11 protein-coding genes and 1 pseudogene are annotated in these 13,853 nt (G+C 66.2%); 5 read left to right on the top strand and 7 right to left on the bottom strand.

Annotated elements, in window-relative coordinates; all coding sequences use genetic code 11:
- Window positions 1-79: 79 nt before the first annotated feature.
- From ACZBJS_RS29640 to ACZBJS_RS29625, 4 genes are all read right to left on the bottom strand, one after another.
- On the bottom strand, window positions 80-760 hold the full coding sequence (locus ACZBJS_RS29640; protein WP_316398102.1) for an SDR family NAD(P)-dependent oxidoreductase: 681 nt from the start codon (window positions 758-760) through the stop codon (window positions 80-82).
- 163 nt (window positions 761-923) lie between these two features.
- Window positions 924-1,778, bottom strand: a complete 855-nt coding sequence (locus ACZBJS_RS29635) for an alpha/beta fold hydrolase (RefSeq protein WP_316398103.1) — start codon at window positions 1,776-1,778, stop codon at window positions 924-926.
- 40 nt (window positions 1,779-1,818) lie between these two features.
- Entirely contained in the window at window positions 1,819-2,418 is a 600-nt protein-coding gene (locus tag ACZBJS_RS29630) for a TMEM175 family protein (protein ID WP_253588761.1), read from the bottom strand.
- Window positions 2,419-2,451: 33 nt separating this feature from the next.
- A complete protein-coding gene (locus tag ACZBJS_RS29625; RefSeq protein ID WP_316398104.1) occupies window positions 2,452-3,147 on the bottom strand; it encodes an alpha/beta fold hydrolase in 696 nt (231 codons plus the stop codon).
- Window positions 3,148-3,334: 187 nt separating this feature from the next.
- Between ACZBJS_RS29625 and ACZBJS_RS29620 the strand changes: the two genes are divergently transcribed.
- The 4 genes from ACZBJS_RS29620 (at window position 3,335) to ACZBJS_RS29605 (ending at window position 7,625) form a co-directional block, all read left to right on the top strand.
- Window positions 3,335-3,949, top strand: a complete 615-nt coding sequence (locus ACZBJS_RS29620; RefSeq protein WP_316398133.1) for a CGNR zinc finger domain-containing protein — start codon at window positions 3,335-3,337, stop codon at window positions 3,947-3,949.
- An 86-nt stretch (window positions 3,950-4,035) separates the two neighbouring features.
- Window positions 4,036-4,722 (top strand): haloacid dehalogenase type II, encoded by a 687-nt coding sequence (locus ACZBJS_RS29615; protein WP_076827335.1) that lies wholly within the window; start codon window positions 4,036-4,038, stop codon window positions 4,720-4,722.
- Between the two features lie 178 nt (window positions 4,723-4,900).
- Entirely contained in the window at window positions 4,901-5,248 is a 348-nt protein-coding gene (locus ACZBJS_RS29610; protein WP_057017701.1) for a hypothetical protein, read from the top strand.
- Window positions 5,249-5,591: 343 nt separating this feature from the next.
- Entirely contained in the window at window positions 5,592-7,625 is a 2,034-nt protein-coding gene (locus ACZBJS_RS29605) for a DEAD/DEAH box helicase (RefSeq protein ID WP_463439630.1), read from the top strand.
- Between the two features lie 222 nt (window positions 7,626-7,847).
- Here ACZBJS_RS29605 and ACZBJS_RS29600 read toward each other — a convergent pair.
- Window positions 7,848-9,340: pseudogene (locus tag ACZBJS_RS29600) on the bottom strand (sensor domain-containing diguanylate cyclase).
- Between the two features lie 115 nt (window positions 9,341-9,455).
- Here ACZBJS_RS29600 and ACZBJS_RS29595 point away from each other — a divergent pair.
- Window positions 9,456-9,734, top strand: a complete 279-nt coding sequence (locus tag ACZBJS_RS29595; RefSeq protein ID WP_057017704.1) for a DUF7662 domain-containing protein — start codon at window positions 9,456-9,458, stop codon at window positions 9,732-9,734.
- A gap of 113 nt (window positions 9,735-9,847) precedes the next feature.
- On the opposite strand, the gene ACZBJS_RS29590 is transcribed toward ACZBJS_RS29595, so the two are convergent.
- Window positions 9,848-12,724 carry an EAL domain-containing protein gene (locus tag ACZBJS_RS29590; protein WP_076827342.1) on the bottom strand — a complete coding sequence of 959 codons (2,877 nt, stop codon included), beginning with the start codon at window positions 12,722-12,724 and terminating at the stop codon, window positions 9,848-9,850.
- A 120-nt stretch (window positions 12,725-12,844) separates the two neighbouring features.
- Entirely contained in the window at window positions 12,845-13,843 is a 999-nt protein-coding gene (locus ACZBJS_RS29585; RefSeq protein ID WP_316398105.1) for an NAD(P)H-quinone oxidoreductase, read from the bottom strand.
- Between the last annotated feature and the right edge of the window lie 10 nt (window positions 13,844-13,853).

Genomic DNA, 13,853 nt, shown 5'->3' with positions numbered 1-13,853 from the left:
CGTCCCGCCGATATTGCTCCCGAGTGATCTTGGTCCAGGGCATCGTGCTCTCCCTCGAATCTTTGCAAATCCGATGGAATCACACCCCACTGAGATCACTCACCCATTTTTCAGTCAGGCTCTGAGGAGGCCGGCCTTGGCCGCGTCGACATCGAGCTGCCTTGCCCGCTGCGATCTTCTCCAGCATCGCGAGGCGTCGGCCGGTCATCACGGCGCCCGGGGACACGCAGTTCACCTGCACGCCGTCGTCGATGCCGCGCTCGGCGAAGGCTTTTGCAAGTGCCTCGATCGCGGCGTTGATCGTGCCCACCGCGGCGGCGCCGGCGCGGGGTAGCACGGCGGCATTGCCTGACGTGAAGATGACAGCGCCTTGCGACGCTTTCAGCGCGTCCCAGGCGCGGATCGTCAGCCGCCTCGCGCCGTGAAACTTGAGCGCGAGGCCGGCGTCCCATTGCTGGTCGGTCAGCTCGAACAGATCGAGCCCGGGCACTGAGCCTGCGACATTGACCAGCGCGTCGATGCGGCCGAAGCGATCCAGCGTGGCCTTGACGATTTCATCAGCGGCATCAGGCGCGGCGAGATCGAGCTCGAGCGCCAGCGGCGTGCTGCCGCGTCTTTCGATCTCCTGAGCGGCCTCGCGCAGCCTCTCGCCGCTGCGCGCGACGAGGACGATGGCGGAAAAATCCCGCGCGAGCCGCAGCGCGGCGGCGCGTCCGATGCCGGAGCTGGCGCCGGTCACGATGGCGACGGATGTAGTCATGTGTACTTCCTTGCAGTGGTCGGCGCGACTGAGTGGATGTGAGCCCGTCATTGCGAGGAGCGACAGCGACGAAGCAATCCATCCTTCCGTTGTGCGGAGCTATGGATTGCTTCGCTTCGCTCGCAAAGACGCGGATAGAGTTGTGGGTGCCGACATCCTTGAGTCAGCGGTTCAGGAACTCGCGGATAGCCTGCGCGATCTCGGCGGCGTGCGTTTCCAGCGCAAAGTGGCCGGTGTCGAAAAATTTGACGACCGCCTTCGGATTGTCGCGCTTGAACGCCTCGGCGCCCGGCGGCAGGAAGAACGGATCGTTCTTGCCCCACACCGCGAGGAACGGCGGCTTGTGGGTGCGGAAGTAAGTCTGGAAGGTGGGGTAGAGCGCGACGTTGCTCTTGTAGTCGCCGAACAGATCGAGCTGCACGTCGTGCGCGCCGGGCCGCGCCATGTAGTAGTTGTCGAGGTTCTGGCCGTCCGGCGACACCGTTTGCGGATCTGATGTGCCGTGGGTGTACTGCCAGCGCGTGGTCTCCGGCGTCAGGAACGCACGCAAGGCGTCGCGGTTCGCCGGCGAGGGATCCTGCCAATAGGCCTTGATCGGCGTCCAGCCGTCGCTGAGGCCTTCCTGATAGGCGTTGCCGTTCTGGGAGATGATCGCCGTGATCCGCTCCGGATGCTTGACCGCCAGGCGGAAGCCGGTCGGCGCGCCATAATCGAACACATAGACCGCGAAGCGATCGAAGCCGATCACCTCGGTAAAGCGATCGATGACGCCGGCGATGCTGTCGAAAGTGTAGTTGAACTTGTCGCGCGGCGGCATGTCCGACTGGCCGAAGCCGGGCAAATCCGGCGCCACGATGTGGAATTTGTCCGCGAGCTGCGGGATCAGATCGCGGAACATGTGGCCGGCGCTCGGGAAGCCGTGCAGCAGCAGCAGCTTTGGCGCGCCGGGCGAACCGGCTTCGCGATAGAAGATGTTAAAGCCGTCGACATCGGCAATGCGGTATTTGACCTGGGACATCTGTCACTCCTTGTGATCGTGCGTTGGTGAGTTCCGGGACTTAGGATTTGATTTGCTTCGCGAGCCCGCTGATCGCTTCGGGACGCAGATAGAGCAGCAGGGCGCAGCACACGGTGGCAAAGCCCAGCAGCTGCATGAACGGGGCGATGGCGGCGCCGGCCGCGAACACCAGCACGGCGAGCAAGGTGCGGCGCTGCGTCCATGTCCGCACGCGCTCGGAGATCAGGCTCTGGTCTGCCTGCGTCAGCACCGTGCGCTCGAAGGCGAGATAGGCGAGATCGATCAGCAGGAAGATGACTGCATAGACCACCACCGGCGCGGCGGCCATGTGCGATCGCGCGACCCATGCGGTGGCAAACGGCAGCAGTGAAACCGCGAACAGATGCACGAAGTTCAGCCAGATCAACCGCGGCGTCGGCTGCCGCACCAGATGCAGCAGATGGTGATGATTGACCCAGATCACCGCGATGAACAGATAGCTCGCGGCGTAGCTGATCGCGGTCGGCCATAGCGGCAGCAGGTCGGCGAACCGCGAGCCCTCCGGCGCCTTCAACTCGAGCACCATCACCGTGATGATGACGGCGATCACCGCATCGGAAAACGCGCCGAGCCGGTCGGCCGAGAGACGTTTCTCCTGCATGGCAGCTCTCCTGTCCGAAATCGTGGGAAGAGGTCAGTGCTCTGTAACGTTCTCGACTGCTTCCCGGATGATGTCGGTGACGAGCTTCGGCGCGGTGACGATCGGGGTATGGTCGACGGGGTGTGAGCGCACGGTCGCCTGCATCCGCGCCGCCATGCTGCGCTGGGTCTCGGGCGCGATCATCCGGTCGTCCTCGGCAACCAGGAACCAGCTCGGGACGTCCTTCCACAGGGGGCGGCCGACCGGGACGGTGATGCAGGCCGGCGAGATCGGCCGCTGCACCGCGGCGAGCACCGCGAGGTCCTCGGACCGCGCGCCTTGCGCAAAGGCCGCTGCGAAAGCGGACTCTGGGAGCCAGATCAGGCCATTGGCGTCGGGCGCGAGCTTCGGCGCGAACGGATGCGGCGGCAGCCGGTAGAATACGTCGGCGACCGTCTCGCTTTCATCCGGCGCCAGCGCCGCGACATAGACCAGCGCCTTGGCGCGCGGCGAGCGGGTCTCGGCAATCACGGCGCCGGCATAGGCATGGCCAACCAGCACCACCGGGCCCGCGACGCGGTCCAGAGTGCGGTTCAGCGCGGCGACGTCGTCGGCGAGCGAGGTGAGGGGCAGCGGCGCCGCCACCGCTGTAATGCCCTCGGCGTCGAGCGCCGTGATCACCCGCGCCCAGCTCGAGCCGTCGGCCCACGCGCCATGCGCAAGCACCACGCTGACATCCTTGTTCGACATTGTCCGCTCCCTCGTTTCAGGTCTGTTTTGGCGGTAACCTCTAAAATACTGTTTGCCAGGTTATCGCGCTTATGGTCCAGGACACGTAACTTGTCAAATGAATTTTATCAGGTTACTATTTCCGTGACTGAGGAAGCCGTCAGAAAGCCGCCAGGAGGTCGCCACCGTGCAATCCCATCCGCCCGCGATGTTCATCGCAGACAGCCTGGGCATCGATTTCATCAATTCGATTGCGACCCCGGTCGATACGCCGGTCGACTGGATCGGCGATGGCGACGGCCTGCTGCGCTGGCTCGCGCAGGCGCAGCTGGTGCCGCCCGATGTGCTCGACGAGCTCAAGGCGTGCGCGACGCCGGGCGAGCTCGACGACGTCGCCGGTCAGGCCCGCGATTTGCGCGAGTGGTTCCGCGGCTTCGTGCGCAAGCATATGGGCCGGCCGCTGGCGCCGCGTGCGCTCAAGGAGATCGAGCCGCTGAACCGGCTGCTGGAAAGCGATCAGGCGTTCAGCCGGATCGTGGCGCATCGCCACAAGGACGGCGATGGCGGCCATGACGGTTTCGCGCTGGAGCGGACGCGGCGCTGGCGTTCGGCCGAAACATTGCTGCTGCCGATCGGGGAAGCGATGGCCAGGGTCGTCTGCGAGGAAAGCTTCTCCGACATCAAGGCGTGCGAGGGCCCGGCCTGCACGCTGATGTTTGCCGACCACACGCGGGCGCGGGCGCGCCGATGGTGCAGCATGGCGATCTGCGGCAACCGCGCCAAGCAGGCCGCGCACCGCAGCCGGATGAAGGACAGGGGCTGAGACCACCAAAGCATGATCCGGAAAAGTGCGTAGCGGTTTTCCGAAAAGATCATGCTCAAAACAAAGACCAACAGGAGCCCAACAAAATGGCGGCACTTCCCCTGATCGTGTTCGACGTCAACGAAACCCTGCTCGACCTCGAGACCATGGAGCCGGTGTTCGCGCGCATCTTCAACGACAGGAGCGCGATGCGGCTGTGGTTCGCGAACTTCATCATGTACTCGGCCTCGCTCACTGTCGCGGGGTGCTACGTGCCGTTCACCGATATCGGCGCCGCGGTCATGAAGATGCTGGCCGACACCCGCGGCATCAGGATCGACGATGCCGACAAGCAGGAGCTGACCGAGAAATTCTCCACCATGCCGCCGCACGGCGAAGTGCCCGGCGCGCTGCGCAGGCTGCGCGCGGCGGGTTTCCGCCTGTTCACGCTGACCGACAATCTGCTCGAGGTGCAGACCCGGCAGCTGACCCATGGCGGCATCGTCGATCTGTTCGAGCGGCGCTTCTCCGCCGACGGCGTCAAGCATCACAAGCCGTCGCGGCAGGCCTATGGCTATGTCGAGAAGGAGCTCGGGGCAAAGCCCTCGGAGTTCTGCCTGATCGCCTGCCACACCTGGGACACGCTGGGCGCGGTCGCGGCCGGCTGGGAGGCCGCGCTGATCAAGCGTCCCGGCAACGATGTCCTCGGCGTCGGCCCGCAGCCGCAGGTCGTCGGCAATGATCTCGACGATGTCGCCGGTCAGCTGATCCGCCGCTACGGCGCCAAAGGGTAACGACGCCTGACGGATTCCCGCGCAGAGAAGAGGGCAAAACGCCCCTCCAGGCCCGATCGCTCGGAAGCGCATAAAACCGGAATGAAATCCATAGCGGTTCTCAACCATGCCCCTTGAGCTTTCCTCAACTTCCGCGGCCGATGCTGCATCCGCCGCAGGGATCGAAGGAGCTCACAGCATGCCGGCCAAGGGACGAGCGACCGCCACCAACGCCACCGCGCAAGGGCGCGAGGACATCCTCAACGCGCGCGCCATCAGCACGCTGGGCGCCGGCGTCGTCAGCGCGATGAGCGCGGTCGGCGCCGCCGTCATCAAGAAGAACAAGCCGGCACTCGGCAAGAACGCGGACTGGTTCTGGCACCTGTTCGCGAAATGCGAGGCCAGGGCCGCGCGCATCGCCGAGCAGGCCGCGCGCGATCCGGAGGCCTGCGGCGATGCCACCTTCATCGAGGTCTATGCCGCGCAATTGCCGAAGCTGATGACAGCGGCGCTCGAGAGCCACGAGAAGGCGCTCAAGGCGAAGTGATGCGGCGTCCAGAGAGTCCCGCAACGGTGCTTGCCCCGTTCTCGTTCCTCTTGACCTCTCAAATGCGCCAAGGCGGCAAAGTAGCGGCGGCTGTCGCCGACCGGACGGTCTTGCAGGTTAGGCGAAGCCGTCACCCGCCATCGCGCTGACCAGCCCTACGGCCCGGATCGGGCAGGCCGCCTGATCCGGGCGCCAGCTTTTCTGCGACGGGGGCATGGCGATTTGGCGCTTCTTGGCGTAAAGCACCCCAAATCGTCATGCGGCTGTGCCGCCTGCCGGGTACGCAGCTCCAGGTCGTCGCGCTCGACGTTCTGCGCCCGGACCAATCAAGGTTTCCCATCTCGTGCCCTTTCCGACCACAAGTTCGCCGCTCGCCCGCGCCTTGGCTGAGCGCAACTACGATCAACCGACCCCGGTCCAGCTCGCCGTGCTCGCGGACGACGCTGTGGACCGCGATCTCCTGGTTTCGGCCCAGACCGGCTCGGGCAAGACCGTTGCCTATGGCCTAGCCATGGCAAAGGACCTGCTCGACGGCGCCGAGCGGTTCGAGCCGGCTGCCGCCCCGCTGGCCCTGATCGTCGCGCCGACCCGCGAGCTCGCCTTGCAGGTCCAGCGCGAGCTTGCTTGGCTTTATGAACACGCCGACGGCCGCGTCGTCTCCTGTGTCGGCGGCATGGACCCGCGCCGCGAGCAGCGCGAGCTTGCCGAGGGCGCCCACATCGTGGTCGGGACGCCCGGCCGGTTGTGCGACCATTTGCGGCGCAGCCGTCTCGACATTTCGGAACTCAAGGTCGTCGTGCTCGACGAGGCCGATGAAATGCTCAATCTCGGTTTCCGCGAGGATATGGAATTCATCCTCGAGACCACGCCGGACACCCGCCGCACCTTGCTGTTCTCGGCGACGTTTCCGCGCGGCATCGTCGCGCTTGCCAAGCAGTATCAGGAGCAGGCGTTCCGGATCGAGGTCGCGGGTGACGAAGGCGGCCATGCCGATATCGAGTACCGCGCCATCCGGGTGGCCGCCGACGATGTCGAGCACGCCGTCGTCAACGTGCTGCGTTTCCATGAGGCGCCGAGCGCGCTGGTGTTTTGCAACACGCGTGAGGCCGTCAGGCATTTGCAGGCGGCGCTGCTCGAGCGCGGGTTCTCCGTCGCCGCGCTGTCGGGCGAAATGACCCAGAACGAGCGGACCCAGGCGCTGCAGGCGTTGCGCGACGGACGGTCGCGGGTTTGCGTCGCGACCGACGTCGCGGCGCGCGGCATCGACCTGCCGAGCCTCGATCTCGTCATTCACGCGGATCTGCCGAAAGATCCGGAGGTCATGCAGCATCGCTCGGGCCGCACCGGCCGCGCCGGCCGCAAGGGTGTCAGCATCCTGCTGGTGCCGCCGGCACGGCGGCGGCGCGCCGAATTGCTGCTCGACCTCGCCGGCATCGATGTGGTCTGGGGCTCCGCGCCGCAGGCGGAGGAGATCCGCAAGCTCGACCATGATCGCCTGCTGCAGGATGCAGTGTTCTCCGAAGAGGCGACGTCAGATGATCTGGCGCTGGCGCAGGCCTTGCTCGCCGAACGCGCGCCCGAGGCGATTGCCGCAGCGCTCGCCCGGCTTTACCGTGCGCGGCTGCCTGCGCCCGAAGACATTCTCGATCCCGGCGAGGGACGCGGTCGGGACCGCGACGATCGTCGCGGCGAGCGCGCCTCGCGCCGCGATGATCGTGCCGCCGGGCCGCGATCGAAGACCGGCAAGTCCTCCGCGCGTCACGGCATGGAGGAGGCGACCGTCTGGTTCCGCGCCGCGATCGGACGCCGGAAGAGCGCCGAAGCCCGCTGGCTGCTGCCGATGATCTGCCGCCGTGGCGGCATCGACAAGCGCGACATCGGCGCGATCAAGATCATGGATACGAGCACCGAATTCGAGATCGCCGCGCGGGTCGCGGATTCCTTCGCGGTCAAGATCAAGCGTCCGGACAAGGAAGACAGCATCCGCATCGAGCCGCTGGCGGGCGCGCCGCAGGGAGAGGTGCGCGAGAAGCCGGCGCGCAAGCCCTGGCGCGGTGATGACGACGGCGGATACGGCGCGCCGCGCGCCGAGGGTGCAGGAAAGCGGCGCGGCACGCCGGACCGCGAGGCCAGAGCGTTTTCGAGCGAAGGCGCGAGCGGTTCGCGTCAGGAATACGCGTCAAAGAAGGAATCCAGGGACTCGTTCCGATCCGATTGGGACGGAAAAGGCTTCAGGCCGAAATCCGGCGAGGAGCCGCGGCTCGGAAAGAAAAAGAAGCATCCGGGCAAGTCCAGCCACGCCGGACCCACGCAGTGGCCGGATGTGTCGGCGAAACCGAAGTTCGGCAAGAAGCCGAAGAAGAAGCGGCGGGGCTGAGTTGGCGTGCGGATGTGTGAGTCACAAGCCGTGCCACATCCTCACCGTCGTCCCGGCGAAGGCCGGGACCCATTACCCCGAATGCTCATTGTTGCCTAACGCTGGAGCCGCAGCTCGCTTCGACAACGAACGCCTGTGGTTATGGGTCCCGGCCTTCGCCGGGACGACGATGCGGAGAGGGCTTCGCGTCTAACTGATTGCTTGTGACGCCCGCTTGGCCCCTCACGCCACCAGCGCGATCTTCGGCACGGTTGCGAGCACCGACTGGTTGCGGCCGTTGGCCTTGGCGGCGTAGAGCGCCTTGTCGGCGGCCTCGATCAGATCGGACCATTGCTGGCCCGCGGTCGGCCGCATGCTGGCGACGCCGATGCTGACTGTCGTGATCAGTTCGCCCGCGCACCATTGCTGGACCTTGCGGCGGATGGTCTCGGCCAGGTTGAAGGCCTCGAGCGCGGTCATGTTGGGCAGCAGCACGGCGAACTCCTCGCCGCCGAAGCGCGCCGGGCAATCGCCGGCGCGGCGCACCGCGTCCGAAATGCAGATCGCGATCCCGACCAGCACCTGGTCGCCGGCCTGATGCCCATAGGTGTCGTTGTAGGCCTTGAAATGATCGGCATCGATCATCAAGAGCGCGACCGGCTGGCCGTAGCGGCCGGCACGGCGCCATTCGCGCTCGATCTCGCCGTCGAACTTGCGCCGGTTCTTCAGGCCGGTGAGGGCGTCGGTGGTCGCCATCTCCTCGAGCTTGTCCTCGGCGTCGGCGCGGCGGACGATCTCGCGGGCGAGCACCAGCGTTGCGCTGAGCACGAACAGGATCAGAAACGCCATGATCGCGCCGATGCGAATGGCCTCGGTGCGCCAGAGGTTGAAGACGGCTTCGAGCGGCTTGCCGACCACCACGTAAAGCGGCCCGAGCTGCTGCGCCTGACATAGAGCCGCGGTATGTCGTCGACCGGGCCCTTGCCGGAGAAGGCGCCGCCCACCTTCAGGTTCTCGGCCTTCCAGTCGAGCTGCTCCGCGAGGTTCTTGCCGATCACGTCGAGATCGAACGGCGTCCGCATGATGATGGTGCGGTCGTTGCGCAGCACGGTGATGGTGTCGCCCGGCATGAGGTTCAGCCGCCCGAACAGATCGTGGAAATAGCTGAAGCGGATCGAGCCGACCACGACGCCGAGGAAGCGGCCCTCGTCGTCGACGATGCGCCGGCTCAGCACGATGGCGTAGGCGCCGCGATGCAGCATCGGCCGGCTGATGTAAAGCCCGGCATCGGGATTGTCGCGCTGGACCGTGAAATACTCCTCGTCGCTGCGGTTCTCCGGCCGTGGATCGAGGCTCGCCGCGTCGATGGTCAAATTGCCCTTGGTGTCGAACACCTGGATCGCGCCGAAATGTTTTGCGGTCGCGGCGTGATCGAACAGGATCAGCTGGCGCAGTTCCTTGCTGATATTGCGGATCTCCGGCATCTCGAGATTGCTGGCGACCGCGCGCAGCGACAGGTCGTAGAGCTCGATGTTGCGGCTGATGTCGGCCTCGATCCCCGACGCCAGATTCTCCAGGGTGCGGCGGGCCAGTTCCTCCTCGCCGCGGCGCATGTCGAACATCACGCCGGCGCAGACCGCGGAGAAGCCGAGGACAGTCGCAATCGACGCCGCGATCAGCAGCTTTGCCGATAGTCGCCAGCGCCGCCTTGCGTCGTTTCCCCGTCGAAATGACATGTCCCGCTCCAATGCGCCGTCATGCAACGGGAAATCTTGTTGTCGCCTTAAATGGCGACAGCAGCGGCCGAATGGGTTAACGGGTGGTTGCCGGACTTTTGTCATCGAGGACGTTGTGAACGACTACGACGCATTGCGGGATTATCTGAAGAAGCAGCATCTGCCCGAATTCGTGCTGACCTTCGAGGAGATCGAGGCGATCATCGATGCGGCGCTGCCGCGCGCCGCGCACCGGGCCTCGTGGTGGGAGACGTTGCGCAGCCCGCAGGAGAAGATGCCGCAGCGCGAGGCCTGCCTCGAGGCCGGCTACATCGCCACCCGCCAGGCCGACGGCAAGAGCGTCAGGTTCAAGCGCATGCCTAACCGTCGTCCCGGCGAACGCCGGGACCCATAACCACAGGGCGTTGTTGTTACGAAGGCAACCGGCCCCAGCGCGTCATGGATGGGCCGCGGCGTATGGGTCCCGGCTCCCGTGCGCAATTGCGCACGAGGCCGGGACGACAAGAGTTAGCTCGCGGCTTCCAGCCGTTCCTCGGTGAGCAGCCGGGTCGCCGCATCGGCGTCCATCGGCTCTCCGAAGGCAAAGCCCTGGGCGTATTCGCAGCCGAGCTGGTAGAGCTCGACGGCATCCGAATCCGTCTCGGCGCCTTCCGCCACCACCTCCATCCCGAGATCGTGCGCCAGCGCGATGATCGATTTCAGGATCACCGGGCGGGTTCCGCGGCTGGTGGTGCGGACGAAGGACTGGTCGATCTTGATGGTGTCGAACGGGAAGCGCTGCAGATAGGACAGCGAGGAGTGGCCGGTGCCGAAATCGTCGAGTGACAGCCCGGTGCCGAGCTCGCGGATCCGCGCCAGCATCTGGGCGGCGTGCTCCGGATTCTCCATGACCAGCGATTCCGTCAGCTCCAGCTTCAGCGTGCCGCGCGCCACCGAGGAGCGCGACAGCACGGTGCGGATATCGTGGATCAGATCGTGGCGCAGCAGCTGCCGCGACGACACGTTGACCGACGCGAAGATCGGCTCGCGGGCGCGCATCGCGCGCTGCCACACCGCGAGCTGCCGCGCGGTCTGGTCCATCACGAACATGCCGAGATCGACGATCAGGCCGGTCTCCTCGGCGACGTTGATGAACTCCGACGGTGACATCCGGCCGAGCTTGGGATGGTCCCAGCGCGCCAGCGCCTCGAAGCCGGCGATCGCGCGATCCTCCAGCCGCACGATCGGCTGGTACAGGATCGTGATCTCCTGCCGCTCGATGGCGCGGCGCAGGTCGCTCTCCAGCGTCAGGCGGTCGGTCTTGCGCGCCCGCATCGCCGGCTTGTAGACGTCGATGCGGTCGCCGCCGATCCGCTTGGAATGATACATCGCAAGCTCGGCGTCCTTGATGATCTCGTCGGTCAGCGGTGCCGCCGGGTCGGACAGCGCAAGCCCGATCGAGGCGGTCAGGAAGATCTCGCGGTCGTTGAACGCGATCGGGGCGCGGATGGTCTTGCGGATGGTCTCGGCGAAATTGGTGATCCGTGCCGGGTCCTGCTCCGACAGCAGGATCAGGCCGAACTGGTCGCCGGCCATGCGGGCCAGCGTGTCCTGCGGCTTGAGGATGCGGGTCAGCCGCCGCGCCAGCGTCAGCAAAATGGAATCGCCGACCGCGATCCCGACGGAATCGTTGACCTGCTTGAAGCGGTCGAGGTCGATCACCATCAAGGTCGGCCGCAGGTTCGGCATGGTCTTGGCGAGATTCGCCACTGCGCCGAGGCGGTCCATGAACAGCCGGCGGTTCGGCAGGCCGGTCAGGTTGTCATGGACGGAGTCATGAAGCATCCGCTCTTCGGAGTTCTTGAACTCGGTGACGTCGGTGAGCGTGCCGACCACGCGCGAGACCTCGCCGTCGGAGCCGACCACCGGCCGCGCCTTGAGCGCGAACCACATGAAGTGGCCGTCGGGCGTGCGCAGCCGGAAATCCTGCACCAGGCGGCCGCGGCGCTGGTCGAGCACGCTGTCGAGCGCGGCGCGGAAGCGGTCCTGGTCGAGCGGGTGCAGCACCTCGAGCCATTTCGCCGCCGGGCCTTCCAGCGTGCCGCGCTTGAGGCCGAGCAGGGCCTCGGTCTCGGGACTGGTGAACACCTTGTCGGCTGACACGTCCCAATCCCAGATCAAGTCGCCGGAGCCGGTCAGCGCCAGCGCGCGGCGCTCGACATCGGAGACGACGCCGGTGGTGGCGCCGCCGCCGGCGAAGGCGTGCTGCATCACCGTGAATCCGATCAGCATCACGATCAGCACCAGGCCGCCGAGCAGCGCCGGGCCGACGATGTCGTTGGTGACGGAGCCGGCGACCGTCATGCCGGCCGCGACCACCCAGACCACCAGCAGGAACCAGGTCGGGATCAGCAGCACCGCGCGGTCGAAGCCGTGGGTCGAGAGATAGACGATCAGCGCGAAGCCGGCGAAGGCGATCATCACCAGCGACATGCGCGCGATGCCGGAGGCGACCGCGGGATCGAACAGCGCCAGCGCGACCAGCGAGCCGAGGAAGACCAGCCAGCCGATCGTGATGTGCGAGTAGCGGACGTGCCATCTGCTCAAATTCAGATAGGCGAACAGGAACACCAGCAGTGTCGCAGCGAGGATCGCCTCGCCCGCCGCGCGCCAGACGCGCTCGGCGTTGTTCGACATGTCGAGCACCTTGCCCCAGAAGCCGAAGTCGACGCCGATATAGACCAGCACCGCCCAGGCCAGCGCCGCGGCGGCCGGGAACATGATGCTGCCCTTGACCACAAACAAGATCGTGAGCACGAGCGCGAGCAGGCCCGAGATGCCGATCACGATGCCCTGGTACAGCGTGAACGAATTGACCTTGTCCTTGTAGGCGTCGGGTTCCCACAGATAGAGCTGCGGCAGCTTGTCGGTGCGCAGTTCCGCGACATAGGTGACGACGGCGCCGGGATCGAGCGTGATGCGGAACACGTCGGCGGTCGGGCTCTCCTGCCGCTCGGGACGATCGCCGACCGACGGAGTGATGGTGGCGATGCGCGACAGGCCGAGGTCGGGCCACAGCAGGCCGGACGACACGATGCGGTAGTGCGGCGCAACGATCAGGCGGTCGAGCTGGTCGTCGGTGTTGTTGGCGAGCGCGAACACCACCCAGTTCTGGCCGCCTTCGCGGGCGCGAACCTCGATGCGGCGCACGATGCCGTCGGTTCCGGGGGCGGTGGAGACCTGGATGCGGTCGGCTTCACTGCGCTGATGGTCGAGAACCGCCGTCAAATCGATCGCCGGCGCATCGCTGCGCACGCTGACCGCGTCGATCGCATACGCGGCAGGCGCGGCGGCAAACATCATGAGGCCCAGCGCGAGCAGCGCAAGGCACCTGATCAGACGCAATGTCAGTACTCCGCGATCGACAAACTGACCGGACCCGGCGACCGGCCCGGCGGTGGCGCGATAAATGACACGAAAGCGAAGGGAATCAAAGGGTTTCCGCCCCTGCTTCCGTCGCGAGGGTTAAACCACCAACACAATTTTGCCAATATGTTCGCTGGTCTCCATGCGCCGGTGCGCGTCGGCGGCCTTTTCCAGCGGGAATGTGCTGTCCATCAGCGGTTTGACGCGGCCTTCGCGCAGCAAGGGCAGCACCTTCGCCTCGATCGCCGCGACCATCGCCGCCTTGTCCGCATTACTACGGGGGCGCAGGGTCGACCCGGTGTGGTGGAGCCGCTTGACCATCAGCTTGGCGAAATTGGCCGTGGCCTTCGGTGTTCCCGACAGGAACGCGATCTGGACGATGCGGCCCTCGACCGCGGCGGCGTCATAGTTCCGGTCGATATAATCGCCGCCCACCATGTCGAGGATGACATTGGCGCCGTTGCCGCCGGTGGCCTTCTTCACCGCCTCGACGAAATCCTCGGTCTTGTAATTGACCGCGTGATCGGCGCCGAGCTTGAGGCAGGCATCGGCCTTGTTCTGCGAGCCGACGGTGACGATCACCTTGGCGCCGAACGCCTTGGCAAGCTGGATCGCCATCGTGCCGATACCGGACGAGCCGCCGTGGATCAGCAGCGTCTCCCCGGCCTGCAGCGCGCCGCGCTCGAACACATTGTGCCACACCGTCATCAGCGTTTCCGGAATCGCGCCGGCTTCCTGCATCGACAGCGAGGGCGGCACGGTCATCGCCTGCGCGTCCTGCGCGATGCAATATTGCGCGTAGCCGCCGCCGGCGACCAGCGACATCACCTTGTCGCCGATCTTGTGCTTTGCGCCTTCGCCGAGCGCGACCACTTCGCCCGCGATTTCGAGGCCGGGCAGGTCGCTGGCGCCGGGCGGCGGCGGATAGGAGCCGGAGCGCTGCGCGACGTCGGGACGATTGACGCCGGCGGCCGCGACCTTGACCAAAATCTCGCCGGCCTTCGGCACCGGCACCGCGCGGGTCTCCGGCACCAGCACCTCAGGGCCACCCGGCTTGCTGATGGCAACGACGGTCATTTGCGCGGGCAGATTTGGCATGGCTGGTCCC

The organism is Bradyrhizobium sp. KZN70725, assembly GCF_055264925.1.
Note: the sequence above shows the minus strand (reverse complement) of the source record. Positions and strands in the feature narration are given on the sequence as shown.

Coding starts and splice junctions, on each gene's coding strand:
- ACZBJS_RS29635 (WP_316398103.1), bottom strand. CDS start 1,778: ATGTCCCAGGTCAAATACCGCATTGCCGATGTCGACGGCTTTAACATC.
- ACZBJS_RS29610 (WP_057017701.1), top strand. CDS start 4,901: ATGCCGGCCAAGGGACGAGCGACCGCCACCAACGCCACCGCGCAAGGG.
- ACZBJS_RS29615 (WP_076827335.1), top strand. CDS start 4,036: ATGGCGGCACTTCCCCTGATCGTGTTCGACGTCAACGAAACCCTGCTC.
- ACZBJS_RS29640 (WP_316398102.1), bottom strand. CDS start 760: ATGACTACATCCGTCGCCATCGTGACCGGCGCCAGCTCCGGCATCGGA.
- ACZBJS_RS29585 (WP_316398105.1), bottom strand. CDS start 13,843: ATGCCAAATCTGCCCGCGCAAATGACCGTCGTTGCCATCAGCAAGCCG.
- ACZBJS_RS29625 (WP_316398104.1), bottom strand. CDS start 3,147: ATGTCGAACAAGGATGTCAGCGTGGTGCTTGCGCATGGCGCGTGGGCC.
- ACZBJS_RS29620 (WP_316398133.1), top strand. CDS start 3,335: ATGTTCATCGCAGACAGCCTGGGCATCGATTTCATCAATTCGATTGCG.
- ACZBJS_RS29630 (WP_253588761.1), bottom strand. CDS start 2,418: ATGCAGGAGAAACGTCTCTCGGCCGACCGGCTCGGCGCGTTTTCCGAT.